We start from the raw sequence: 24,179 nt of genomic DNA on the forward strand, positions 1-24,179 counted from the left end.
ATTTTTAAAATCATTTTTTCTAATTATTCTAGTTTGTTGGTTTAGAGGTAAATTTACAATAGTTAATTTAATGTTAAAATAAAAGAATATGGAAAAATTATTACCTCGAAATTTTTGTAGAATAAATTGTTTTTATTGTTTTTGTAAGAGTAAAACCATTGTTTTTTTATTTTTTATTTTTCTGATAAGTCAGGAAATTAAATCTCAAAATTTAGTTTTTGCTACTACAGTTTCTGATGAAAGTTATACTACAGATTCTAATTTAGCAATAGATTCAGATTTGACGACTAGAGCAAGAGTAAGAGCTAGTTCAGGAATTGCTATTGGAATAGGTGCTTACAGTGGGCATATTGAACTTGAATTTCCAACACTATTACCAGCAAACACAACAACTTATGTAAAAATTGAAACAGAAGACAATCTGTTAGATGTTTTATTAGGTGGTGAATTAGGTGGTCTTCTATCGGATGTCTTGGGAGTAGTTATATTAGGAAATCAAGAATTTACAATTGAGGCTAAGAACACTTCGACTGTTGTTTTAGATGGTAATTCTCAAATAGATAATGATTTTGCTGGTCCTCGATTAAAAGTAGTTATAGATGACTTGAATAATGCTTATTTGATGATTACTCCAAGTCAACCCTATAATAGAATAAGAATTACCGATAGAGTTGGTTCATTGATTGGTCTAGGAAACACAAAAGATTTGTGGGTTTACGATGCTTTTTATTATGATGCGCCATCTGTTTGTGGTTCGGCTACTTATACTTCTTACAGCGGGTCGGGTTTGACTTTAGATTTGTTAACTCTTGGAGGTGCTGGAGTTCAAAATCCGAATCATGTAATCGATAATGATTTAGCAACTTATTCACGATTAAGTTTAGGAATTATTGCTGTTGCAGGGTTTATTGAACAATCTGTTTATTTTGAAGGGCTGTCTAATTCATCAGATAGTTTTATTGTTAGTTTAAAAGTTGATCCGGCCTTATTGGCTCTTGGTGTAGCAAATAATGTTGAACTAATTGCTTATAATGGACCAAATATGGTTCAAACAGTGAGTTTATCATCGTTATTGAATTTAGATTTGTTAACGGCATTGCAAGGCAATCAAGTGGCAGCTATTCCTTTTACGCCAAATCAACCCGTAGATAGAGTAACAGTAAGGTATAATTCATTATTAAATGTATCCTTAACTCAAAGTTTAGATTTATATGATATTGTTCGTGTACCACAATCGCCAACTTTAGATGTTTCATCTCAAAATGTTACTATTTGTTCGGGTACAAGTGCAACTTTAATCGCTAATTCAAATCCAACTACATTAGAAATTAGATGGTATGATGCAGAAGTAGGAGGTAATTTAATTGCTACTACAGCATCTGGACAACCGTTTGTTACTCCTGTAATTAATGCGACAACAACTTTTTATGTTGCTTCGGGAATCATAAGTTGCCCAGAAGAATCTTTGCGTATTCCAGTTGTTATTACGGTGAATCAAAGCCCAACAGCTGCAGATATAAATATCACTGGAAACGAAACAGATATTTGTGCGATTCAACCAGTTGTTTTAACGCCATCAAGTTCAGTAGGAAACGGTTTTAATTGGTATTTGTCTAATGATTATACACAAGAAATAACTGATGGTATGATGACAGGAGGAGTTAATTATGCTGTTGATGCCAATGGAGTTTTAACAATTACAGGATTAAACGACGTAAATAGTCCTTATACTTTTTATGTAAGCGTAACAAATGGAACCACTAGTTGTAGAAATTTAGTAGGGGATTTAAAAGAAATTCAAGTGTCAATTATTGATGCGACAACACCAACAACATTGAACACAACGCAAGAGTTTTGTATTACCGACGCAGCAACAATTGCTCAACTGCAAGTCAACGAATCTACTGTAGTTTGGTATGATCTTCCAACAGGAGGCACCGTTTTGCCAACAACAACTGTTTTGGTTGATAACGGAATATATTATGCGTCACAAATTGGTGCTAATGGTTGTGAAAGCTCTATTCGTCTGTCTATAACTGTTGATTTGATTGATTCGGCTACACCAACTACTTTAGATGCAACACAAGAATTTTGTATATCTGATGCCGCTACAATTGCGCAACTACAAGTCAATGAATCTAATGTATTGTGGTATGATGTTGCAATTGGGGGAACAGCTTTAGCATCAACAACTTTATTAGTTGATAACGGAGTTTATTATGCAACACAAGTAGGAGCAAATGGTTGCGAAAGTTCCACTCGATTAATGGTTACCGTTGATTTAGACGATACTCCAGCGCCTACCACAACAGATACAACACAAGAATTTTGTATAACTGATTTAGCAACGGTTGCGCAATTACAAGCAACTGGTTTAAATATTAACTGGTACGATGTTCCAACAGGAGGAACGGCTTTAGCAGGAACAACTTTATTAGTTGATAACGGAATTTATTATGCAACACAAGTAGGTGCCAACGGTTGTGAAAGTTCCACTAGATTAATGATTACAGTTGATATTTTATCAAATTCTATAGCAAATATTACTCCAGCAAATCTACAATTGTGTGTAGGAAATTCGAATACCTATACAACAACTATAGGAATGGGTAACTATCAATGGACAGTAGTAGGAGGTGTTATTACTAGTGGTGGTGGAGTAAATGATGCAAGTGTAACTGTGCAATGGAATGTAACCACAGGAGCAGAAGTTTCAGTAACCTATGATGATGCCTTGGGATGTGGAGGATTAGCGTTTGGATCATTTACACAAATTTTAGATAATTGTTCGGACTTAGTGATTGAAAAAAGCGTTGACAATTCAACTCCAATTCCAGGAGAAACCATTCATTTTACAATCTCTGTTACTAATAATGGATTGTCTGTTTTTACAAATGTTGAGGTTAGTGATGTTCTGCCATCTGGATATAATTTTGTGAGTTATACTGCAACTTCTGGGAGTTATTCAGTTTCAAATGGGATGTGGCTAATTCCGGCAATTGATCAAAATGAGCAGGTAACAATGACTATGGCGGTAACCGTGAATAGTAATGGAGATTATATGAATACAGCAACAATTGTAAATTCAGTTCCTATTGATGTTGATTTAAATAATAATTCGGATGAACAAGGTGTTACCATCGAATGTTTTACAATTTATAATGAGTTTTCGCCAAATGGAGATGGTGTAAATGATTATTTTGAAATTGATTGTATTGAAAATTATCCGAACAATAAGATAGAAATCTATAATCGATATGGTAGCATAGTTTACCAAAAACGTTCTTATAATAACGAATGGAGTGGCGTTGCAAATGTTTCAGGAATACTAAATAAAGGAGAAGTATTGTCTTCGGGCACCTATTTCTATATTCTAACCATTGACGATGTCAACTTCAAAAAAACAGGGTGGATTTACATTGCTAAATAAAAAAATATCGATATGAGATTCAAATCAATTATATACTTAAGTACAATTTTCGGGATAAGTTTGTTTTTTCAAAAACTACAAGCTCAACAACAACCTCAATATACCCAATACATGTATAATACCATGTCAATTAATTCAGGGTATACAGGCTCAACGGGCTCATTAGATGCCTTTTTATTATATCGTTCTCAATGGGTTGGAATAGATGGCGCTCCTAAAACAGCTTCTTTCGGAATTCAATCACCTATTTCAGATAAGGTTGGGTTGGGATTATCAGTTATAAATGATAAAATTGGGCCATCTCAAGAAACCAATATTGAAGGTACATTTTCATACAGTCTTAATTTAGGTTTTGAAACCAAGTTAGCTTTTGGAGTAAATGCTGGAGTAAATGTGCTTGGATTAAATTGGTCAGAAGGAAGTTATAATAATCCTCAAGATCCATTATTTAGCACAGATGTTAGTGGAAGAGTTAGGCCTGTTTTAGGATCAGCAGTATATATTTATTCTGATAAATGGTATGGTGGAGTTTCGGCACCTAATCTTATCAAGAATGATTTTTATGATGATGTTCAAGAAGCTATGTTAGATAGAGAACTTCATTTTTATGCTATTGCGGGTTATGTTTTTACACTTTCAGATGAACTTAAATTTAAGCCTGCTACCATGTTAAAAATTGTTCCTTCAGCTCCTATAACCTGGGATGTTTCTGCTAATTTTTTAATTTCTGAAAAAGTCACTCTTGGCGCTGGTTATCGTTATGATGATGCGATAAGTGGGTTGGTAGGAATTAATATATCAGATACCATTTTTCTTGGCTATGCATACGACAGAACATTAACTAACCTTCAAAAGTACAACGACGGTTCGCATGAGTTGATATTAAAATTCCAATTGAATAAAAAGAACTCTAATTTGAAATCACCAAGATTTTTCTAAAAATAAAAACCTACACTTATGAGAATATTTTATATTATATTTTTTGTATTTATCAGCAATTTAAGTTGGAGTCAAAGTAGTCTAAAAAAAGCAGAACATCATTTTAAAAACATGGATTTTAATAATGTAATTGCCAGTTATAATAAAGCTATTGAAGACAAGGTCGAACTTTCTCAATCTCAAATTGAACAATTAGCCGATTCATATTTTAATATTAACGACTATCAAAATGCCAAATTATGGTATGATAAGTTATATGCAAGCAAACAAAATTCAATGTCTGAAGTAAGTTTTTCGCGTTATTTATCTTGCTTAAGATCTAATCGTGATTATGAACCTTCATTGCATCTTTTAAAAGAGTATTATAAAAATGATCCTAAAAAAATAAATTTTTATGCTGCTCGAAAAAAACAATTTGACAGTATTTTTGATACTAAAAACACAGAATTTGTCAGAAATTTAGCTATTAATACAAAATATTCAGAGTTTGGAACCGTAAAATACAATGAAAAATTTATTTTTTCATCCTCACGTGATTCTTTAAATTTTAATAGTAAATTATATAAGTGGAACAATCAACCCTATCTAAATTTGTTTGTTTCCGAAGTTAATTTATCTAATGGTGAATTAAGTCAAGTGCAACTGTTATTAAAAGATATAAAATCTAATTATCATACAGGTACTGTTGCTTTTTCACCCGATTATAAATATGTTTTTTTTACTAGAAATTATATCAAAAAGAACCAAAAGCTTTCCGTAAATCAAAAAGGAATGTCAAATCTTCAAATTGTAAGAGGTACTTTAGAAAAGGGAAAAGTGATAAATGAAGAAATACTAAAATTCAATAGCGATACCTATTCTTGCGGCCAGCCAGCAATAAGTGATGATGGTAAATACTTGTTTTTTGTTTCAGATATGCCCGGGACAAAAGGACAAACAGATATTTATGTTGCAGAAATTTTTGATGATGGCACAATTAATACTCCTGTAAATGTGGGTGACCAAATTAATACTGCCGGTAGAGAAATGTTTCCTTATTTTAAAAATGGAACACTTTATTTTGCATCAGATAATCACTATGGATTTGGAGGTTTGGATATTTTTAAAAGCGAAATGAAATCAAAAGTGATGTATGTTACTCCAAAAAATTTAGGAAAGGATATCAATTCCAACATGGATGATTTTGCAATTACTTTTAATGAAAATAACTTGTCTGGATATTTTTCATCCAACAGAAGTGGTGGAAAAGGTGATGATGATATTTATTATTTCGAATTACAACCAATTATAAATAATCAAACGCTTTCGGGAGTAGTTTATGAAGAGAAAAGTAAACTTCCAATTCCAAATGCAAGTGTAAAAGTATATAATCTTTTTGATGAGGTAATTCAGGAACAAACCTCAGATGACAAAGGAAATTATACTTTATCATTACCGTGTTCAAGCGAATATGTTGTTGAATTCTCAAAATCAGGTTATAGTACAAAAAAGATAAACTATGTAGCTGATGAAGTGCCAAATAAAGTCACAAAACAAGATGTTTATTTAACCAAATTTTCTGATTTAGTAAAAGAAGAAGATGGTGTTGTTAAAATTATAGTAGAACCTATATATTTTGATTATAATAAATGGGATATCACTCCAAAAGCAATTGTAGAATTAGAAAAAGTTCTCAAAGTAATGAGGGAGTTTCCAGATGTAAAAATCAAAATAGAATCACATACCGATGCTAGAGGAAAAGACGCATATAATTTATCGTTATCAGACAAAAGAGCAAAATCTACACAAGCGTATCTAATTGAAAACGGAATTGATATGAACAGAATTGAATCTGCAATTGGCTATGGCGAGTCGAGATTGAAAAATCATTGCGAAGACGGCGTTAAATGTTCAGAAGAATTACATTCCATAAATAGAAGATCCGATTTTATTATTTTGAGTAATAAGCAATAGATTGATTTAATTTTTTTTTAAAGTGTCTGAGTGAATTCTTAGGCACTTTTTTTGATATTTTAAAATCGAATTTTTTTTTCAACTATTGATTCACTTTATATTTTAAAAGGGAAAAACTATTCTTTTATAAACTTATAATTTATTAGTTGTCCGTTTGATTTTAAAAATACAGCACTATAAATTCCTTCAGGGAGATTAGATAAATCAATTTTGTTATCATAAATCAGACTTGAAATTACTTTTTGACCCAAGACATTTATAACTTCAAAGGATTTTATTTCGGAAATGTCATTTAGGTAAATAAAATCTACAACGGGATTAGGATAAATCATTAACGTGCTTTCATTGAAGCTTATCGAGTTTAATTGACTACACGGAATTAAAGTAGGATTCGCTCTGGAAATTGAAGTTCCATCACCAAGAGAACCGCCATTATAACCCCATGCATATAAGTTGTTGTTTTCTTTAATCGCATAGGAAGTACTCAAACCTGCCATAACAGATTTCCAATCAGAATCTGTACCCACTTGAACAGGAATATTGCTGTTTGGGATTAAAAAAGCACCATTGATCCAGCCATAACTTCCCCACTGCCACAAGGTTCCATCTGATTTTATTGCGATTGTATGAAAATTCCCTGCCGCAATATCTTTCCAGGTGCTTGTGCCAATTTGTACTGGAGAATATCTATTTACAGAAGTTCCATCCCCTAGGCGACCGTTTTCATTATCTCCCCAAGCCCAGAGTGTACCATCAGTTTTAAGAGCTATTGTAAAGCGATTACGGGCAGCTGAAATTTTAGACCAATTGCTATCGGTTCCAATTTGTGTTAAGGTTAGCAAAGGAAAAGTAGAGCCAATTCCTAAATCGCCAAAATTATTTCGGCCTCTTCCCCAAAGGGTTCCATTGTCTTTTATCGCAAAAGTTTTGAAATAACCACCATAAATTTTATTCCAGTCGGTTTCTGTGCTTAATTGAATTGGATTAACATAGTGCGTAGTAGTACTATTGGTGAGCTCAAATGCACCAGAATTTCCCCAACCCCAAAAAGTACCATCAGATTTTAAAGCTACTGTGTGTAAATTTCCAGGTGAAATTACAGCCCAATCAGAATCTGTTCCTACTTGAACCGGTATACTGCTGTCGGTGTTAGTTCCATTGCCCAATTGTCCTACATAATTATTTCCCCAAGCCCAAACCGTTCCGTTTTGATGTAATGCCACAGTATGCATTCTGGCATGATTTACATCTTGCCAATTGCTTTCGTTTACAGTTAACATTGGAGTACCTTGTAAGGTTGTTGTGCCATTTCCCAGTTGTCCATATTGATTACTTCCCCATGTTAACGTTGTTCCATCAAGTAAATAGAGTGTTGTCATATCGTCAGAAGTTACAATTCGATCGACACAACCTTGTGAATAAGTATTGATTGATAATTGTAATAACAGGAATAGTAGTGTTTTTTTCATAAAAATTGGCTAGAATAACAAATTTAATAAAAAAAATGAGAAACTCTTTTAAATGGATTTATCAAATTGGGCACAAGAGTGGCACAAATAGAAAATAAAAATCCCCAAAGCCTTATTTATAAGGAATTGGGGATTTAAAAGTGACCTCGACTGGATTCAAACCAGTAACCTTCTGAGCCGTAATCAGATGCGCTATTCAGTTGCGCCACGAGGCCTTTTTTTTGTGAGTGCAAATATAGATATAATTGTGTAAATTGCAAGCCTAATTAAGAAAAAATATATAAAAAATGAACATTGAAAACTATATTCGTGATATTCAGGATTTTCCAAAGCCTGGAATTGGTTTCAAAGATATAACCCCATTGTTAAGTAATCCGGAAGCAACAAATGCTTGCTTGAACTTGTTAGTCAGTACATTACAAGATAAAAAAATCACAAAAGTTATTGGAGTTGAAAGTCGTGGTTTCTTTTTTGGAATCTTATTAGCACAAAAATTAAATGTAGGCTTTGTACCTGTTCGAAAGCCAAAAAAGTTACCATTTGAAACAATTAGTGCTTCCTACGAATTGGAATATGGTACCGATACGTTAGAAATGCACATAGATGCCATTCAAAAAGGCGATAAGGTGTTAATTCATGATGATGTTTTAGCGACAGGAGGAACTGCAAAAGCGGTTTGTGAGTTGGTAGAGCAGTTAGGTGGCGAAATCGTGCAAATGAATTTCTTAATGGAATTATCGTTTTTAAACGGAAGAGAAAAATTAGGAAATAAAGAGATTTTTGCTGCAATTACGTATTAGTCTAGCGATTTTACCGTTACCCAATACCGATAGGCAATTATAGCTTTTTGCCATTTTTTTGCTTTGATAGGATCTAAACCTTGTTTGGTGAAACTGGGTAAAAGAGCTTTGTTGAGTTTGGCTAATAACTTATACATTGATTTGTTTTTTGCAAAGATATGAAAATAAAAAATCCCGATTTACTCGGGATTTTTTGTTTATTTATTTTTTTTGATTTCTGTTTTTTTAATTTCGATTCTGTTTGGTGAACTATTTTTTCTAACATTAATAGATTCAATTTCATCAGTTTGCATTTTTTCAACTTCTTCTTTTGAAACTTTTTCACCGTTGATGTAATATTCGGCTGATGATTTTTCAATTTCTTTCTCATATACCTCCATTTCTTTTTCAAAGACTTTCATTTTTTGTTCAAAAATTTTCATTTCTTCTTCAAATTTTTTCATGTCAGGTTCTTTGAGTTTCATTTCCTTTTCAAAAACTTCCATTTTTTTCTCAAATTCTTTCATTTTAGGTTCAATAGCTTTCATCTTTTTTTCAAAAGTAGCCATTGCTTTCTCATACTTTTCCATTGCTTTTTTATCATCTATATTAGATGGAAAATCTGGAACACTTGGAAAATCTGGTGGAGTTGGAGCGTCCATTAAATTCTCAAACGGATGATTTGGCGGTGTTGGCGGTGTTGGTGGCGTAGGATAATCTGCATCATCTATAACTTTAGCCATTTTAACTTTTATTTCAGTTCCAAATTGTTTTGATAGTTTTTCATCTATAACATAGTCAGAATAATCAGGTTCGGTTGTAAATCCGATTCTTCCTTCTTCGGCATTAAAATAAATCGGTTCAATTGGGTCATCACCTTTAATTTCTTTTACGCCTTTGTTACCTTTACCATCATTAAATTCGATTTTTATGGCAATAATTTCACCGTTTTTGTTGCGTTTTACTTTTGAAAATTTGTAATCAATTCCTTGGTTTTTTAGTAGTTCGGCATCTGATTTCATTTCTTCATCGGTTGCATTTTTATCCCAACTAAAACCAATGGCTTCAACTTTTGCCACATGAGATTTTTGTTGATTTTCTTTTACCTGCGCAATAGTTTCAATTTGAAACAATAACATGAAACCTACTAATAGCGGAAGAATTGTAGCATACTTCCAAACATTTTTTTTGTCTGATTGATTTGTGTGTAACATAACGATTCGTTTTTTGATTAATGATTGATAAAATTGATTAGTAATACTTAAATTGTGTTGATGAGTCACAACTTTTAATAATGTTCTTTGATATAAATATTTGTTTTCTATTTGTTGAAAAGTTTCATTATCGGCAATAAATTCAAGGTTTTGTAACATGACTTTTCGGTACAACCAAATAATTGGGTTTGCCCAAAATAAAGCACAAAATACTTTTCCTAACAGCACATCAAACGAATGTTTTTGTTTCACATGAATGCTTTCGTGCGTTAAAATGTGTTCCAATTCTTCTTCGGTAAACATTTCTTTATTAATGACGATGTAACTAAAAAATGAAAAAGGATTTTCGGCTGAATTTGAATCTACCAATGTATAATCGACTTCTTTTTGCTTATTTTGTTTTTGAATTTTTTTATAGAACGAAATGAGTTCAATGCCAATTTTTAGCAGTACTAAGCCAACTATTGCACTATAAGCACCAATTACAAGTAAAGTCCAATCAAATGGCGTTTCTTCTACTGGAATTGTTTCAAAAGTTGAGTGTATGATAGGTTTTACGTTCTCATAAACTATTGGTTCTGGTTCAATCCAAATTGTTTTTGTGAATGTAACTAATGGCAAAAGCAAAGACAAAACTAAACCACTAATCAAATACCAACGATTTGATGTAAAAAAAGTTTCTTTTCTTAAAAACAAAACATACATCAAGTAGAACAAAACAATGAGTCCGTTTACTTTTAGGAAATAAATTAGCAGATTTTCCATACTATTTTTTTTCTTCGATTAAGGCTAAAATCTCGCGAAGTTCGTCTGCCGAAATTTTATCTTCTTCAGCAAAATAGGAAACCAAATTTTTATACGAACTATTGAAATAGTTGTCAATAGCAGTATTCATAAACGTTTTTCTGTAATCTTCTATCTTAACAATCGGGAAGTATTGATGCGTTTTTCCATATGCATTATAACCCACATAACCTTTTTCTTCTAGATTGCGAACAATGGTTGAGAGTGTATTATAATGTGGTTTATCGTCGGTAATTTCTTCCATGATATCTTTCACAAAAGCTTTTTTAAGCTTCCATAAAATATGCATGATTTCTTCTTCTTTATTGGTTAGTTTTTGCATGACTGAGAATTTGATAAGTCAAAACTAAAACTATTTTTTTAGTTATACAACTATTTTTATAGTTATTTAACTAAATTTTTAGTTTTAAAGAATTTTTGGTGGTTCTTTTGTAACTAATTTCATTGTCCAAACAAAGAGTAAAACACCAATAATACCTAGTGTTCCCATGAAAAACCAATTGTTTTGATAGCTAAATAAGCGAATCATATCCATCCCAGCTTCTGCACTTAAAATATGAGCTGTACTGTAACTCATTGTAAATATTGCCATATATCGACCTTCATGACCTTTAGGAGCGCGACTCATAGCAAAGGAATTTGAAAATGGAAACACAAACATTTCACCAAAAGTCATAAACAGCATCATAATGATTAGGATGCCAGCCCATTGATTGACTAAAAGTAAATACATACTTATTGCCATAGCTAAACAGCCTAATGTAATGACTTTTAGCTTGTTGATTTTGTGACGTTCAATATAGCTTACAATTGGCATCTCTAGAAAGAAGATTAACACACCGTTTAAAGTTAACAGTAATCCTGTTTGTAGTTCAGATAAATTAAATTGCTCTTTATGATACAATGGAATCGTTGTAAACAATTGAAAAAACAATATCCCCGTAATTAAAGTTGCACCAAGAAATATCCAGAAAGGTCGGTCTTTAAAAACGGAATGCGTTAAAATTTCACCTGGATGTTCTTTGTCAGTATATTTAGATTTTTTCTTTTCTTTAACCAAAATCCAGAATATTAAAATAGCTAAAATACAAGTAGTACCATCAACCCAAAATAAGCCTTTATAGCCTACAGTCATAATTAATAGGCCACCAAGTGCTGGTCCAGCCGCAAAACCTAAATTAATAGCTAATCTGACTAAGGTTAATGCTCGCGTTCTGTTTTCTGGTTTGGCATAAGCGCCTAAGGATACAAACATTGCAGGTCGAAACATATCGGCAACGACCATAATGAAGAACATAGCAACTAGCAAGCCTTCAAAACTGGTTACAAATTGCAATCCAAAAAAAGCAATACCACTAGTCATTAAGCTAAAAATCATGATTTTATAAAAACCAATTTTATCAGATAATTTTCCTCCTAACCAAGAACCAACAATTGATCCTAATCCAAAGCTAATTAAAATCCATTTTACTTGATTGTATGAAAAGTCTAAATCTTCCCTTAAATATTTAGACAAGAATGGAAGTACCATAGTTCCGGCACGATTGATAAAAGTGATAAGTGTAAGTATCCAAATTTCGCGAGAAAATCCTCTGAAATTGTCGATATATTTATTAAAAGCGCGCTGTAACATACCATAAGTTGAATTGCAAATTTACAAAAGCTAGCACGATTAAAATGTTATAGAAATTATATATTTTTGTAAAAAATACTACTGATGAAAAATATCATTCTTTTTCTTTTTTGTTTCACTTCTAGTTATGCTCAAAAAGATGTGGCTGCAGCCGAAAAATTTCAATCGGAATTAAATAAAAGTTATGCAGATTCACTAAAAAGCCCTTTAATGAAAGACGATTTAAAGCAATTTAAAGGTTTAGATTTTTATCCAATTGATGAAAAATATATTGTTGAAGCGATTTTTATCCGAACAAAAAAAGAAAAATCATTCAAAATGAAAACAACAACCAGTAGAACTCCAATATATAAAAAATATGGAGAATTACATTTTTCAATTGATGGAAAAGAATTGAAATTGAATGTATATCAAAATGTAGATTTGAAGAAAAAACCGGGTTATGAAGATTATTTATTTCTACCGTTTTCCGATTTAACCTGTGGAAAAGATAGTTACATTGGTGGAAGATATATCGATATGCGAATCCCAAAATCGGAAAAAGTCACTGTCGATTTTAATCAGGCGTATAATCCATATTGTGCTTATAATTATGAGTATTCGTGTCCGATTGTTCCTTTAGAAAACGATTTGGATATTGAAATTAATGCGGGTGTAAAAAAATTCCATGACTAAATTCATCAATTTACATACACATAAATTTTCTAATTTATCGAATGTTATAGAAGTCGTAAATCAATATCCGTGGGAATTTGATGCATCTATTCCAAACTATTCTATTGGAATTCATCCGTGGTTTATTGATGAAAGTCGATTAGAAAATGATTTAGAAATCATCAAAGAAAAACTGCAATTGTCGGAATGCTTAGCACTTGGTGAATGTGGTTTAGACAAACGAATTGAAATTCCAATGGAATTACAAATATCTGTTTTCAAGAAGCAATTAGAAATCGTAAAGCTCACCAATAAACCGATTGTTTTACATTGTGTAGCAGCTTTTGATGAACTAATTGCCATTAAAAAAGAGTTGAAAATTTCAAATCCAATGCTAATTCATGGGTTTTCAAAGAATGAGCAAGTTGCAAAATCGCTTTTGAATAATGGATTTTATCTTTCGTTTGGAAAATACCTACTTCGTAATCCAGATTTAGAAAAAGTATTTACCTTTGCACCCGAAAATCAAATTTTATTAGAAACCGATACGATTGAAGAATCTATTTATGAAGTGTATGAAAAAGCAGCTTCCATAAAAGGAATTTCAATAGAAGATATGAAAACGATTGTTTTTACTAATTTTTCAAGGATTTTCAGTTAAACAATTAATCAATTTAACGATTCAACACTATTATGGCAAAGTGGAAAGAAAGAGCAGCTTTATTATTCAAAGAAGAAGGAATTCAAAAACTTGAAAACGCTAATGTTTTAGTGGTTGGATTAGGTGGTGTAGGAAGTTTTGCTGCCGAATTTTTAGCTCGTGCTGGTGTTGGTTCTATGACTATTGTTGATGGTGATGTGGTTGATATTACTAATATTAATCGTCAATTGCCAGCTTTGCATAGTACGGTTGGTGAGCCAAAAGTAAAAATTGTTGGGGATCGTTTGATGGATATTAATCCGGAATTGAGATTAACTCGAATCGAAGAGTTTTTGTCGCCAGAACGTGCTTTTGAATTGGTTTCTCCTGAGTTTGATTACGTTTTAGATTGCATTGATAGCGTGACTCCAAAAATTAATCTAATAGTGGCTTGTAAGCGCAAAAAAGTAAAAGTTATCAGCAACATGGGAGCAGGCGGTAAATTTGAAGCCGAAAAAGTTCAAGTACGCGATATTAGCAAAACAGAATATTGTCCGTTGGCTAAAAATGTGCGCAAACGTTTAAAATTAGAAGGAATTTCGAAGGGGGTAAAAGTGGTGTATTCATACGAACGTCCAGATTACTCGAGTATTAAAACAACGGATGGAACCAATTTTAAAAAGTCGTTTTATGGTACTAACAGTTGGATGCCAGCACTTTTTGGTTTACATGCTGCCGAAACTGTTGTAAAACATTTAATAGGTAAAGTAAAAAAGTAAAGAAAAACTAATTATTGAACAGGATTTGTTGTTGTACTTTCACTTGGTGCAGCAACTTCTTCAATAGTTTCTGGTTTTGCAACTTTTGGGCGATACACTTTTTTCTTTACAGGAATGTAAATTTCTGTTACCCACTTAGAAGGCTTGCGTTCTTTTGGTAAACTCACTTTATAAATTTCAATGTGTTTCCCAGCTTCGTCTTCAACCATTTTTTTGTCTTTTATGTATGCAGCAGTCTTTTTCCAAGCTTCTTTATTGTGAGAATAATCGCCAACTAATGTTGTTTTAACGGCTAAGAATTCATCAAAATGTCCACCAGAAATTTCGCTACCTTCTGTAGTTAAAATTTCTTCTTCAACAGGAACACACATTGCAAAAATGGTTTGATTGTCTACTGTGTTTTTATTTTCGTACACAATAAATGGCAAACCTGTAATTTTAATATCATTTTTTTCTACAAACGAAAGCATATTTTGCAACATTGCTTTTGAAGTTTTCTGAAAATCTGCAAGTGAACAAGTATCTATTTGCTGAATGTAGTTTGTGGTATGTTTGGTAACTAAACCATTGATTTTGATAGAATAAGAAGATAATTCTTTGACCAAATAATAATCTATATTATTCAAACCTTCATCTAATTTATCACCTAAAACGTTATCAACACCACCTTGTAAAACACTTAACATTTTTAAATTAAAATCTAATTTTCCGTTAAGTTCCCAAGTGATTAAAGTTCCGGTTTTTGTTTTTTGAAATTGTAATAACGATTTGTTTTCTTCTGAATCTACAATTATATTATGTTGAAGTGTGTCGTTAGCAATTGTAATACTGTTTTTAAATACAGCTTCATTTTTATCCCAAGGACTCCAATCTGTAATAGCCGTACTATCAGAAACAAAATTAAAAATAATATCTTTTGCTACTTTAATTTCTTTAGTGCGTTTTATTTTATAGTCGCCTGGTTGAGTAGCTACAAATACTGTAAAAGCTACACTAAAAAGCAGCAATAAAAGAAGGACATATTTAAGAATTCTCATTTGGTACAGCTTATATAGTTCAAATATAGCAAATTAATCTTTCATCAAAAATTTAATTAAAAAGAGTAAACCAATAAAAACGATGAAAACGATAAAAATGGTATACGTTTTTGTGTAAAAAGGTTTCAATATTTTTAAATCTTTACGATAAACTAGAACCATCGTAATTATAAAAACAATAATAAAAAAAATCGCAAAATAGATTTGACCTGTTGAAAACATATTAATAATTTTCACAAAAATAATGATTAATTAGGTTCAAAATTTCTATTTTTAGTAAAATTAATTTGACAATTATGCAAAAACAATTAAACGCTGTAAAATTATTTCACGAAACCTATGGATTAGGGGTAAGTACTGAATTGAAAGCCGATTTAGGGAACCTAAAAAATGAGCTTCGTTTTAATTTAATGAAAGAAGAAAACGAAGAATATTTAGAAGCAGTAGAAAATAATGATATTGTAGAAATAGCCGATGCGCTTGGTGATATGTTATATATATTATGTGGAACTATTTTAGAACATGGTTTGCAACATAAAATTGAAGCCGTTTTTGACGAAATTCAGCGTTCCAACATGAGCAAATTAGGTGAAGATGGAAAACCTATTTATCGTGAAGATGGCAAAGTAATGAAGGGACCAAATTATTTTAAACCCAACTTTGAAGAAATTTTAAAATAAGAAAAAAGGCGATTTCCACTCGAAAATCGCCTTTTTTTATTTTAATTTTGAACACTGAACACTATATCTTAACTGTCCAGCCAAAAGTATCTTCAGCTAATTTGTATTGAATATTTGTTAGTTTTTCTTTAATTTCCAAAGCCATTGAGTTTTCAATTTTTGGTAATTCATAATACGTATCTTTATATGAAAAACCTACAATTGGATTGATAACAGCAGCTGTTCCGGCACCAAAAATTTCTTTCAATGAACCATCTTTTGCAGCGGTAACTAATTCATCAACTAAAACTGAACGAACTTCAACATTGATGTTTTCTCTTTTAGCTAATTCAATTACACTTTTTCGCGTTACACCATCTAAAATACGCTCACTTGTTGGTGCTGTAAATAATGTATCGTTAATTCTAAAGAAAACATTCATTGTTCCAGCTTCTTCTAATTTAGTATGCGTTGCATCGTCTGTCCAAATGATTTGTTGAAATCCTTTTTCGTTTGCTAATTTTGTTGGGTAAAATTGTGCTGAATAATTTCCAGCTGCTTTTGCAGCGCCAATTCCACCATTTGCAGCTCTACTGAAATGTTCGGCAATAATTACTTTAACTTCTCCTGAATAGTATGAGCGAGCTGGTGATAGAATAATCATAAATCGATATTCAGACGAAGGTGCAGCAATTACACCATGCCCTGTTGCAATCATGAAAGGTCTTATGTATAATGTATTTCCTTTACCTTTTTTAACCCATTCTTTTTCAATTTCTAAGAGTCTGTGTAAACCGCCCATAAAAATATCTTCGGGTACTTCCGGCATTGCCATTCTTGAAGCACTTTTATTAAATCGGTGAAAATTTTCATCAGGTCTAAACAACCAAACAGCATCTTGCTCGTCTTTGTATGCTTTCATTCCTTCAAAAATAGCTTGTCCGTAATGGAAAACTTTTGCAGAAGGATCAATCATAAAAGGGGCATAAGGTTCTATAACAGGTTTTTGCCAAGCTCCATCTTTATAGTCACAAACCAACATATGGTCTGTAAATACATTTCCAAAAGTTAGATTTTCAAAATCTACTTCATTGATTCTTGACGAAGCTGTCGAAATAATTTCAATTTCGCTTAAAGTTTTTAATTCCATCAGGGATAATCTGTTATAAATTAGATATTCAGCAATAAAAGGGCTAAATTTTATATATTAATTGCAAATCTAATAAAAAAAAGAAGTTTTAATTTTATATAATTAAAAATAATTATCAACAACTAAGAAATCAATAACATAAATAAGGTGTAATCGACGGCTTGGATTAATATCAGAATTAAATAATTATTTGAATAGCAAATAATTCTTTTCTTTACTAGCTGTAAAAGTAAAAAAATATAGTTAATTTTGTTTTATAAATACTATTAAAAATGAAAAAAATACTTGCTCTTGTTGTAATGGCGTCATTATTTGCGAATTGCGAACAAAAAAAAGAAGTTACCCCAGAAGTTGCTAAAGTTGACTATGTTAAATTTGGCGATTCAATTTCAAATGAGGGTGCTTTAACTTCGGATGAAATGATGCAAAAGTTTGCTGAATTAAAAGAAGGAGATACACTTGAAGTAAAATTCAAATCAGAAATAAACGAAGTGTGTCAGAAAAAAGGGTGTTGGATGACTTTAGATTTAGCCGATGACAAAGAAGCATTTGTAAAGTTTAAAGATTATGGCTTTTTTGTGCCTAAAAATGCGCAAGATAAAGAAGTGGTTGTAAACGGTAAAGCATTTGTAAGTGTAGAAAGTGTAGATGTTTTGAAACATTATGCAAAAGATGCCGGAAAATCACAAGCAGCAATTGATAGTATTACTGAACCAAAAGTAACGTATTCATTTATGGCTGATGGTGTTTTAATCGCTAAATAATGAAAAAATTAGCACTAATAATTTTCGGATTATTGCTTTTTTCTTGTGAGAAGAAAGTTGGCGATAAATCAGAAAAAGCAACAGATAAAGAAGCTTGTGCAACAGATTCAACTTTGAATAAAGATGGCTTTGAAATGTACGAAATGTCTGAAATGGCAGCACTTATGGAACAAATGTATGTGGATAATGAACGTTTGAAAAATCGAATTATCAAAGGGGATACAATTGGGAAATTTCCACAGCATTTTGTCAAAATTCACAAAGCTGTTATGACAGATGAAACCGATAAAGATGCTTTTTTTAACGAACAAGCAGCTAAATTCATCAAAGCACAAGAATTGATTTATGAAGATCCAAAAAACGCCAAAGAACATTTCAATAACGGAATCGATGCTTGTATCAAATGCCACGAAGTAAAATGTGGCGGACCGATACCGAAAATTAAGAAATTGTATATTGAGTAATTATTCTGTTCGATAATATGATAACTAAAATTTTATCTGGATTACTTTCCATAATATTGGTTTTAAAATTGCTCTTTTGGCAATTGTATGAAATTCCAATAAACAGAAGTTCAGTTTTAGTAATCTTAGTTTTAATTCTATTTATTGGCTTTAAAAATAAGTTTACTTGGTGTTTTGGATTACTTTTCTTAATATCTGCTTTAGTTGCAATTTTAATCAATTTTAATATTGGTGCTTCTGAAGCTTGGCCGATAAATCCATTTTTCTTTTTGGATTCAATAAAACATCCATTGCATTTAAAAACTAACAACATATGGTATTATTCTTTTAATTTTTTCACATTGTTTTTTTATATATTTTTAATCGTTGTATTTTTAATGCCAAAATTCAAAAGAAAATATTTTCAAGATAAAAAAAAATTAAGGTTTGAGTTTTCTAAAACCTTTTTTTTTGCTTCCAAATCCCATGAAAAGAGAAATTATAATTACTGACGACGGTTCAACTACAATTCGAATTCCAGAATGGGATGAAAATTACCATTCTACACACGGGGCAATTCAAGAAGCGAGACATGTTTTTATCAAAAACGGATTGGATTTATTTCATAATCAGGATTCGATTTCAATTTTAGAGATTGGTTTTGGAACGGGTTTAAATGCTTTTATTACTTTTTTAGAAACTTTAAATAAAGAAAAAGTAAATTATGTTGGGGTAGAAGCCTATCCAATTTCTACAGAAGAAGTGCTTCAAATGAATTATGTTTCTGAATTGCAAGCAACAGATTTTAAACCAATTTTTGAAACAATGCACAATTGCAGTTGGGAAATTGAAAATCAAATGAAAACCAACTTTTATTTGACAAAAAGAAAGCAGTTCTTTCAAGATATTGAAGACAAAAATAACTATGATTTAATTTATTTTGATGCTTTCGGATTTCCATTACAACCCGAATTGTGGAGTGAAGTTATTTTTGAAAAGATGTATGAAGCATTATTTCCAAATGGCGTTTTAGTTACTTATGCATGCAGAACGCCAATAAGAAAAGCGATGCTAAATGCTGGATTTTCAGTTGAAAAACTACCTGGAGCTCCAGGAAAACGTGAAATGCTTCGAGCAACAAAAAAGCCGTAATTTTTCGTGTTAAATAAAAATTTAGCAAAAATTTAGCACTTTTTTTACAAACTATATCGTTTTCGAAACCTTTTTTTGTTTAACTTTACATCAAGTTCTTATCACTATTCAAACCAATAAAATAGTATTAATATGCCCCGAGCAATGTTTTCTTACACAAAATCTATTTTGGAAAGAGTAAGTTTTGATGCAAAATTATTCTGTAAAGAATTAGAAAAAGCAATCAAAAACTTGCTTCCATACGAAATTGAGCAATTAAGAGAGTGGCTTTTGCAATTTACAGAAGAAAAGCCCGAATTAAGACAGTGTTTAATTTATATCAACTAAAATAAAAGTCCCGTTAAATGCGGGACTTTTTTGTTTTACTATTTTTTACTTTTCGGACTTATAATTTCTACGTCACTAAATGCTATTGCACCCCTTACAACTCCAGATATTACATCGCGTAAAGCATTTATTATGTGAATTTTTAATTCATTTTTTGGATAAATTAAGCTTACTTCTCTAGCTGGTTTTGGGTCTTTAAAGGGTCTAAGTTTTGATTTGTTTTTTTCGTTTAAATCTAAAGTGTGTAAATAAGGCAACAATGTGGTTCCTAAACCTTCATCGGCTAATTTGATTAAGGTTTCAAAACTGCCACTTTCGAGCTGAAAATGACTGTCTACAATATATTTATTATTTTTACACAAGTTCAAAATTCCGTTTCTAAAACAATGTCCGTCTTGTAAAAGTAAAATTGTATCTAAATCAATGTCGTCAATTGTAATTTCTTTTTTATCAAAGCTACTATGGTTTTCAGGAATATATGCTACAAAAGGTTCGTAGTATAAAACAATTTCTTTTAGATTTTCTTCTTCCAAAGGCGTTGCAGCAATGGCGCAATCTAAGTGTCCATTTTTTAAACGCTTAATAATTTCTTCAGTCGTTTGTTCTTCAATAATTAAATTAACTTTTGGGTATTTTTTAATAAAATTATTCAAAAACATAGGCAATAATGTTGGCATCACAGTTGGAATAATCCCAACTTTAAATTCGCCTCCAATATATCCTTTTTGTTGTTCTACAATATCCTTAATTCTTCCTGCTTCATTAACAATATTTTTTGCTTGGTTTACGATTTTTTCACCTACCTCAGTTAATAAAATGGGTTTTTTACTACGGTCAAAAATTAAAATAGACAGTTCGTCTTCTAATTTTTGGATTTGCATACTTAAAGTAGGTTGTGTAACAAAACATTTTTCTGCTGCTAAAGTGAAATTTTTGTATTCGGCCACAGCCAAAACATAGTATAATTGAGTAATGGTCATTGTATTGATAATTTTGATGCAAATATAAAAACAATCAATTAAACTTATAGGAATTGGTTAAGGTATTTTGTAAATTTGAGATAGAAAAACAAACGAAATGAAAATAAATAGTTTAGGATTACCAATTAAAGAATCGGAAGAATTAGTAAATGAATTGAATGGTTTATTATCTAATTTCCAGATTTATTATCAAAATTTAAGAGGTTTACATTGGAACATTCGTGGAAAACGTTTTTTTGATTTGCATTTAAAATTTGAAGAACTATATAACGACAGTCAAATTAAAATTGATTTAATAGCAGAACGTGTTTTGACATTAGGAGGCACACCTTTGCATACTTTTGCGGATTATATTGCGAACAGTAAATTAAATGTTGGAAAAAATATTTCTAAAGATGTAGAAGCTATTCATTTGATTTTAGAGTCATTGAGTGTTTTGTTACAGGTGGAGAGAGTCATTTTAGCCAAAGCAGCTGATATCAACGACGAAGGAACAAATTCGATGATGAGTGATTTTATTGCAGAGCAAGAAAAGACCAATTGGATGCTCAAAGCTTGGATGGAAGAAGAAATTTAATTGTAAAAACCACTTTTAAGTGGTTTTTTTATAAAAAAATTAAGATATTTACCCTTCAGAAATAGTATTTTCGCCATATGAAATTTTTGGTAAACATAGTTTTATTCATTTTTATCACTTTTTTGTCTACGCCAACATTAGTTGGTATGATAGATGATAAAGTAGATACATCCTATTTCTATAGTATGTGTGAAGAAGAAGAGAATCATGCACCATTTAATGAAATAAAATCGATTCCATCTAATCATTATTCTTTTTTAAATTTAGATTTAGAAGATAATAATGTATTTGATGTAAATACTAAGCACGATGTCGCATTTTTTAACTTAGCACATCAGATTTTTTCACCACCTCCAAATTTAATATAATACATTATTGTTTTTTTAACGCTTCAAACTTTGAAGTGTAGTATTAATGTACTTATATTTTTTTATGAACAATCATTCTATTTTTTCCAATGTAAGAGGGGATCTTGCAGCTGGGCTTGTTGTATTTTTAGTAGCTTTGCCATTGTGTTTAGGCATCGCATTAGCATCTGGTGCGCCTCTTTTTTCCGGAATTGTTTCCGGTGTAATTGGAGGTGTTGTTGTTGGGTTTTTGAGTAATTCAGCATTAAGTGTTACGGGGCCAGCGGCTGGTTTAACCGCTATAGTTTTATCTGCAATTACAGATTTAGGAGGATTCGATATCTTCTTAGTTGCTGTAATTTTAGCTGGATTAATACAAATTGCTTTAGGGTTTTTAAGAGCAGGTAGTTTTTCAAATTATTTTCCAACAAGTGTAATTGAAGGCATGTTGGCCGCAATAGGAATCATTATTATTTTAAAACAAATTCCGCATGCTTTTGGTCACGATGTGGATAATGAAGGGGATTTTTTCTACATCGAAAAATCTGGGCATACTACTTTTGATACCCTAATAGAATCCATAAATTTTATTCATACAGGCGCATTAATAATTGCATTACTATCCTTAGCAATTTTGATTACATGGGAAAAAGTTCCTGCTTTGAAAAAAATAAAAGTTGTACCAGGAGCATTAGTTGTTGTTGTGGTAAGTATCTTATTGAACGAATTTTTTATTCAATCAGGTTCAAGTTTAGCAATTGTTACTCAAAATCACTTAGTAAGTCTACCTTCTTTTACAGAAATCAGCAATGGATTTGCTTTGCCTAATTTTGCAGCTTTAATAAATGGAGATGTTTGGCTTGTTGCAGCTACTATTGCTGTTGTGGCTTCAATTGAAACATTATTATGTATAGAAGCAACAGATAAATTAGACCCATATAAAAGATTTACAGATACTAATCGTGAATTGAAAGCACAAGGTATTGGAAATATTTTAAGTGGTTTATTAGGTGGTTTACCCATGACATCAGTTGTAGTTCGATCTTCGGCCAATATAAATTCTGGAGGTAGAACTAAATTTTCAACTATTTTTCATGGATTACTTTTATTCACTTTTGCACTTTCCATTCCGTTTATTTTGAATAAAATTCCATTAGCCGCTTTGGCAGCCGTTTTATTAATGGTAGGTTATAAATTAGCTAAACCAAGTGTTTTTGTACATTTATGGAATAATGGATATTCACAATTCATACCTTTTGTAATTACTGTAATAGCAGTGGTTAGAATTGATTTATTAAAAGGAGTTGGAATTGGTTTAGCAGTAAGTATCATTTTTATTTTGTATCAAAATTTAAAAATTGCGTACTCGTTTAAAAAAGAATCATTTCATGATGGCGATATAGTTACAATTAAATTAGCTCAAGAAGTCTCATTTTTAAATAAAGCGGCCATTAAAAGCACTTTAGGAAGTATTCCAAATGGGTCTAAATTAATTATTGATGCTTCAAATGCAAAATATATTGATTTTGATGTTTTAGAGCTAATAAAAGATTTTAGAAATGTCCAAGCAGAAGACAAAGAAATTGAATTAACCTTAAAAGGTTTTAAAGAACAATACAGTATAGACAATACAGAATTTAAACACGTAAAAATTAAAGATTCGAAAGAAGAAAAAAAATAAAACCCTATGAAAGCACATAATAAAGAAACACAAGCTCAAATGACTCCTCGTAAAGCACTACAATTTTTACAAGAAGGAAACAGTCGTTTTATTAATAATTTAAAAGCCAATAGAAATTTATTAGAACAAGCTAATGAAACAAGAGACGGACAATGGCCTTTTGCTACAATTTTAAGTTGTATTGATAGTAGAACTTCGGCAGAGTTAATTTTTGATCAAGGTTTAGGCGATATTTTTTCAGTAAGAATTGCTGGAAACATTGTAAATACTGATATTTTAGGAAGTATGGAATTTGCATGTAAAGTAGCAGGTTCTAAATTAATCGTGGTTTTAGGACATTCAAAATGTGGCGCTGTTAAAGGCGCTTGTGATCATGTTGAAATGGGGAATTTAACCGAGTTATTATCTAAAATTCAACCGGCAGTTTACCAAGAAAAAGAAACAGCAAACAACAGAACTTCAAAAAATAGTGAATTTGTTGAAAATGTTGCCGAAATCAATGTGAAAAGAAATGTAAAAAACATTATTGAAAGAAGTTTTGTCTTGGAGCAAATGTTAGAAGAAGGTCAAATCGGTATAGTGGGTGCTATGCACGATATTGAATCGGGTAAAGTAATTTTTTATGATGATGTAATGTACATAAAAGATGATTTAAATCCTGAATTTACAGTTGCAGAACTAAAACATTAAAATAAATTTTAAACCATAATTACAAAAGCTATCATTTCTTCAAATTTTAATACTGAATTGATAGCTTTTTTATTTTAT

Annotated in this window: 25 protein-coding genes and 1 tRNA gene; 16 read left to right on the top strand and 10 right to left on the bottom strand. The window is 31.2% G+C overall.

The window, feature by feature from the left end; genetic code table 11:
* Positions 1–88 precede the first annotated feature (88 nt).
* From OLM52_RS00695 to OLM52_RS00705, 3 genes are read left to right on the top strand one after another with little or no spacing between them, the layout of a single operon-like run.
* Complete coding sequence (locus tag OLM52_RS00695) at positions 89–3,430, top strand: gliding motility-associated C-terminal domain-containing protein (protein WP_264549244.1); 3,342 nt, start codon at positions 89–91, stop codon at positions 3,428–3,430.
* Between the two features lie 12 nt (positions 3,431–3,442).
* Complete coding sequence (locus tag OLM52_RS00700; RefSeq protein WP_264549245.1) at positions 3,443–4,369, top strand: type IX secretion system membrane protein PorP/SprF; 927 nt, start codon at positions 3,443–3,445, stop codon at positions 4,367–4,369.
* Positions 4,370–4,387: 18 nt separating this feature from the next.
* The gene (locus tag OLM52_RS00705) at positions 4,388–6,322 is read left to right on the top strand and encodes an OmpA family protein (protein WP_264549246.1); all 1,935 of its coding nucleotides are present in this window, start codon (positions 4,388–4,390) and stop codon (positions 6,320–6,322) included.
* Between the two features lie 116 nt (positions 6,323–6,438).
* On the opposite strand, the gene OLM52_RS00710 is transcribed toward OLM52_RS00705, so the two are convergent.
* Both OLM52_RS00710 and OLM52_RS00715 read right to left on the bottom strand, forming a co-directional pair.
* Positions 6,439–7,791 (bottom strand): T9SS type A sorting domain-containing protein, encoded by a 1,353-nt coding sequence (locus OLM52_RS00710; protein WP_264549247.1) that lies wholly within the window; start codon positions 7,789–7,791, stop codon positions 6,439–6,441.
* 141 nt (positions 7,792–7,932) lie between these two features.
* Positions 7,933–8,006: transfer RNA gene (locus OLM52_RS00715), tRNA-Arg, on the bottom strand.
* Between the two features lie 72 nt (positions 8,007–8,078).
* Between OLM52_RS00715 and OLM52_RS00720 the strand changes: the two genes are divergently transcribed.
* On the top strand, positions 8,079–8,591 hold the full coding sequence (locus tag OLM52_RS00720; protein ID WP_264549248.1) for an adenine phosphoribosyltransferase: 513 nt from the start codon (positions 8,079–8,081) through the stop codon (positions 8,589–8,591).
* Here OLM52_RS00720 and OLM52_RS00725 read toward each other — a convergent pair.
* From OLM52_RS00725 to OLM52_RS00740, 4 genes are all read right to left on the bottom strand, one after another.
* Positions 8,588–8,728: an SsrA-binding protein gene (locus tag OLM52_RS00725; RefSeq protein WP_166236213.1), complete on the bottom strand. Its 141-nt coding sequence runs from the start codon at positions 8,726–8,728 to the stop codon at positions 8,588–8,590. The two genes, OLM52_RS00720 and OLM52_RS00725, sit on opposite strands and share 4 nt — an antisense overlap.
* 60 nt (positions 8,729–8,788) lie before the next feature.
* A complete protein-coding gene (locus OLM52_RS00730) occupies positions 8,789–10,549 on the bottom strand; it encodes a M56 family metallopeptidase (protein WP_264549249.1) in 1,761 nt (586 codons plus the stop codon).
* A 1-nt stretch (position 10,550) separates the two neighbouring features.
* Positions 10,551–10,910: a BlaI/MecI/CopY family transcriptional regulator gene (locus OLM52_RS00735; protein ID WP_264549250.1), complete on the bottom strand. Its 360-nt coding sequence runs from the start codon at positions 10,908–10,910 to the stop codon at positions 10,551–10,553.
* An 84-nt stretch (positions 10,911–10,994) separates the two neighbouring features.
* The gene (locus tag OLM52_RS00740) at positions 10,995–12,221 is read right to left on the bottom strand and encodes an MDR family MFS transporter (protein ID WP_264549251.1); all 1,227 of its coding nucleotides are present in this window, start codon (positions 12,219–12,221) and stop codon (positions 10,995–10,997) included.
* A gap of 84 nt (positions 12,222–12,305) precedes the next feature.
* On the opposite strand from OLM52_RS00740, the gene OLM52_RS00745 reads away from it, so the two are divergent.
* The 3 genes from OLM52_RS00745 to OLM52_RS00755 are packed head-to-tail and all read left to right on the top strand — an operon-like array spanning position 12,306 to position 14,294.
* Positions 12,306–12,896: a DUF1684 domain-containing protein gene (locus tag OLM52_RS00745; protein WP_264549252.1), complete on the top strand. Its 591-nt coding sequence runs from the start codon at positions 12,306–12,308 to the stop codon at positions 12,894–12,896.
* Positions 12,889–13,536, top strand: a complete 648-nt coding sequence (locus tag OLM52_RS00750; protein WP_264549253.1) for a TatD family hydrolase — start codon at positions 12,889–12,891, stop codon at positions 13,534–13,536. Before OLM52_RS00745 ends, OLM52_RS00750 begins: the two co-directional genes overlap by 8 nt.
* A 32-nt stretch (positions 13,537–13,568) precedes the next feature.
* The gene (locus OLM52_RS00755; protein ID WP_264549254.1) at positions 13,569–14,294 is read left to right on the top strand and encodes a tRNA threonylcarbamoyladenosine dehydratase; all 726 of its coding nucleotides are present in this window, start codon (positions 13,569–13,571) and stop codon (positions 14,292–14,294) included.
* Between the two features lie 11 nt (positions 14,295–14,305).
* On the opposite strand, the gene OLM52_RS00760 is transcribed toward OLM52_RS00755, so the two are convergent.
* Positions 14,306–15,331, bottom strand: a complete 1,026-nt coding sequence (locus OLM52_RS00760) for a GyrI-like domain-containing protein (protein WP_264549255.1) — start codon at positions 15,329–15,331, stop codon at positions 14,306–14,308.
* A gap of 296 nt (positions 15,332–15,627) precedes the next feature.
* Between OLM52_RS00760 and OLM52_RS00770 the strand changes: the two genes are divergently transcribed.
* Positions 15,628–16,011, top strand: a complete 384-nt coding sequence (locus tag OLM52_RS00770) for a nucleoside triphosphate pyrophosphohydrolase family protein (RefSeq protein WP_264549256.1) — start codon at positions 15,628–15,630, stop codon at positions 16,009–16,011.
* Between the two features lie 61 nt (positions 16,012–16,072).
* Here OLM52_RS00770 and OLM52_RS00775 read toward each other — a convergent pair whose 3' ends face one another.
* Positions 16,073–17,140 carry a branched-chain amino acid aminotransferase gene (locus OLM52_RS00775; protein ID WP_264549257.1) on the bottom strand — a complete coding sequence of 356 codons (1,068 nt, stop codon included), beginning with the start codon at positions 17,138–17,140 and terminating at the stop codon, positions 16,073–16,075.
* A 272-nt stretch (positions 17,141–17,412) separates the two neighbouring features.
* Here OLM52_RS00775 and OLM52_RS00780 point away from each other — a divergent pair, with 272 nt between their 5' ends.
* Positions 17,413–17,904: a DUF4920 domain-containing protein gene (locus OLM52_RS00780; protein ID WP_264549258.1), complete on the top strand. Its 492-nt coding sequence runs from the start codon at positions 17,413–17,415 to the stop codon at positions 17,902–17,904.
* The gene (locus OLM52_RS00785) at positions 17,904–18,368 is read left to right on the top strand and encodes a hypothetical protein (RefSeq protein ID WP_264549259.1); all 465 of its coding nucleotides are present in this window, start codon (positions 17,904–17,906) and stop codon (positions 18,366–18,368) included. The genes OLM52_RS00780 and OLM52_RS00785 overlap by 1 nt, the downstream gene beginning before the upstream one ends.
* Here OLM52_RS00785 and OLM52_RS00790 read toward each other — a convergent pair.
* Positions 18,346–18,681: a hypothetical protein gene (locus tag OLM52_RS00790; RefSeq protein ID WP_264549260.1), complete on the bottom strand. Its 336-nt coding sequence runs from the start codon at positions 18,679–18,681 to the stop codon at positions 18,346–18,348. The genes OLM52_RS00785 and OLM52_RS00790 overlap by 23 nt on opposite strands.
* A 152-nt stretch (positions 18,682–18,833) precedes the next feature.
* Between OLM52_RS00790 and mnmD the strand changes: the two genes are divergently transcribed.
* Both mnmD and OLM52_RS00800 read left to right on the top strand, forming a co-directional pair.
* Positions 18,834–19,499, top strand: coding sequence for a tRNA (5-methylaminomethyl-2-thiouridine)(34)-methyltransferase MnmD (gene mnmD, locus OLM52_RS00795; protein WP_264549261.1), 666 nt, complete (start codon positions 18,834–18,836; stop codon positions 19,497–19,499).
* A gap of 132 nt (positions 19,500–19,631) precedes the next feature.
* Positions 19,632–19,826, top strand: coding sequence for a hypothetical protein (locus OLM52_RS00800; RefSeq protein WP_262318116.1), 195 nt, complete (start codon positions 19,632–19,634; stop codon positions 19,824–19,826).
* A 38-nt stretch (positions 19,827–19,864) separates the two neighbouring features.
* On the opposite strand, the gene OLM52_RS00805 is transcribed toward OLM52_RS00800, so the two are convergent.
* Positions 19,865–20,806: a LysR substrate-binding domain-containing protein gene (locus OLM52_RS00805; RefSeq protein WP_264549262.1), complete on the bottom strand. Its 942-nt coding sequence runs from the start codon at positions 20,804–20,806 to the stop codon at positions 19,865–19,867.
* A 97-nt stretch (positions 20,807–20,903) separates the two neighbouring features.
* On the opposite strand from OLM52_RS00805, the gene OLM52_RS00810 reads away from it, so the two are divergent.
* The 4 genes from OLM52_RS00810 (at position 20,904) to OLM52_RS00825 (ending at position 24,101) form a co-directional block, all read left to right on the top strand.
* A complete protein-coding gene (locus tag OLM52_RS00810) occupies positions 20,904–21,383 on the top strand; it encodes a Dps family protein (RefSeq protein ID WP_264549263.1) in 480 nt (159 codons plus the stop codon).
* Between the two features lie 77 nt (positions 21,384–21,460).
* Positions 21,461–21,751, top strand: coding sequence for a hypothetical protein (locus OLM52_RS00815; RefSeq protein ID WP_264549264.1), 291 nt, complete (start codon positions 21,461–21,463; stop codon positions 21,749–21,751).
* A 64-nt stretch (positions 21,752–21,815) separates the two neighbouring features.
* Entirely contained in the window at positions 21,816–23,411 is a 1,596-nt protein-coding gene (locus tag OLM52_RS00820) for a SulP family inorganic anion transporter (RefSeq protein WP_264550505.1), read from the top strand.
* Between the two features lie 6 nt (positions 23,412–23,417).
* Entirely contained in the window at positions 23,418–24,101 is a 684-nt protein-coding gene (locus OLM52_RS00825; RefSeq protein ID WP_264549265.1) for a carbonic anhydrase family protein, read from the top strand.
* Positions 24,102–24,179: the final 78 nt, after the last annotated feature.

Origin of the sequence: Flavobacterium sp. N2820, assembly GCF_025947285.1 — a bacterium.
In the GTDB taxonomy this organism is placed as follows: Bacteria; Bacteroidota; Bacteroidia; order Flavobacteriales; family Flavobacteriaceae; genus Flavobacterium.

Coding starts and splice junctions, on each gene's coding strand:
- mnmD (WP_264549261.1), top strand. CDS start 18,834: ATGAAAAGAGAAATTATAATTACTGACGACGGTTCAACTACAATTCGA.
- OLM52_RS00695 (WP_264549244.1), top strand. CDS start 89: ATGGAAAAATTATTACCTCGAAATTTTTGTAGAATAAATTGTTTTTAT.
- OLM52_RS00775 (WP_264549257.1), bottom strand. CDS start 17,140: ATGGAATTAAAAACTTTAAGCGAAATTGAAATTATTTCGACAGCTTCG.
- OLM52_RS00730 (WP_264549249.1), bottom strand. CDS start 10,549: ATGGAAAATCTGCTAATTTATTTCCTAAAAGTAAACGGACTCATTGTT.
- OLM52_RS00755 (WP_264549254.1), top strand. CDS start 13,569: ATGGCAAAGTGGAAAGAAAGAGCAGCTTTATTATTCAAAGAAGAAGGA.
- OLM52_RS00700 (WP_264549245.1), top strand. CDS start 3,443: ATGAGATTCAAATCAATTATATACTTAAGTACAATTTTCGGGATAAGT.
- OLM52_RS00720 (WP_264549248.1), top strand. CDS start 8,079: ATGAACATTGAAAACTATATTCGTGATATTCAGGATTTTCCAAAGCCT.
- OLM52_RS00705 (WP_264549246.1), top strand. CDS start 4,388: ATGAGAATATTTTATATTATATTTTTTGTATTTATCAGCAATTTAAGT.
- OLM52_RS00760 (WP_264549255.1), bottom strand. CDS start 15,331: ATGAGAATTCTTAAATATGTCCTTCTTTTATTGCTGCTTTTTAGTGTA.
- OLM52_RS00800 (WP_262318116.1), top strand. CDS start 19,632: ATGCCCCGAGCAATGTTTTCTTACACAAAATCTATTTTGGAAAGAGTA.
- OLM52_RS00790 (WP_264549260.1), bottom strand. CDS start 18,681: ATGTTGTTAGTTTTTAAATGCAATGGATGTTTTATTGAATCCAAAAAG.
- OLM52_RS00745 (WP_264549252.1), top strand. CDS start 12,306: ATGAAAAATATCATTCTTTTTCTTTTTTGTTTCACTTCTAGTTATGCT.
- OLM52_RS00780 (WP_264549258.1), top strand. CDS start 17,413: ATGAAAAAAATACTTGCTCTTGTTGTAATGGCGTCATTATTTGCGAAT.
- OLM52_RS00825 (WP_264549265.1), top strand. CDS start 23,418: ATGAAAGCACATAATAAAGAAACACAAGCTCAAATGACTCCTCGTAAA.
- OLM52_RS00810 (WP_264549263.1), top strand. CDS start 20,904: ATGAAAATAAATAGTTTAGGATTACCAATTAAAGAATCGGAAGAATTA.
- OLM52_RS00735 (WP_264549250.1), bottom strand. CDS start 10,910: ATGCAAAAACTAACCAATAAAGAAGAAGAAATCATGCATATTTTATGG.
- OLM52_RS00750 (WP_264549253.1), top strand. CDS start 12,889: ATGACTAAATTCATCAATTTACATACACATAAATTTTCTAATTTATCG.
- OLM52_RS00710 (WP_264549247.1), bottom strand. CDS start 7,791: ATGAAAAAAACACTACTATTCCTGTTATTACAATTATCAATCAATACT.
- OLM52_RS00820 (WP_264550505.1), top strand. CDS start 21,816: ATGAACAATCATTCTATTTTTTCCAATGTAAGAGGGGATCTTGCAGCT.
- OLM52_RS00725 (WP_166236213.1), bottom strand. CDS start 8,728: ATGTATAAGTTATTAGCCAAACTCAACAAAGCTCTTTTACCCAGTTTC.
- OLM52_RS00785 (WP_264549259.1), top strand. CDS start 17,904: ATGAAAAAATTAGCACTAATAATTTTCGGATTATTGCTTTTTTCTTGT.
- OLM52_RS00805 (WP_264549262.1), bottom strand. CDS start 20,806: ATGACCATTACTCAATTATACTATGTTTTGGCTGTGGCCGAATACAAA.
- OLM52_RS00815 (WP_264549264.1), top strand. CDS start 21,461: ATGAAATTTTTGGTAAACATAGTTTTATTCATTTTTATCACTTTTTTG.
- OLM52_RS00770 (WP_264549256.1), top strand. CDS start 15,628: ATGCAAAAACAATTAAACGCTGTAAAATTATTTCACGAAACCTATGGA.
- OLM52_RS00740 (WP_264549251.1), bottom strand. CDS start 12,221: ATGTTACAGCGCGCTTTTAATAAATATATCGACAATTTCAGAGGATTT.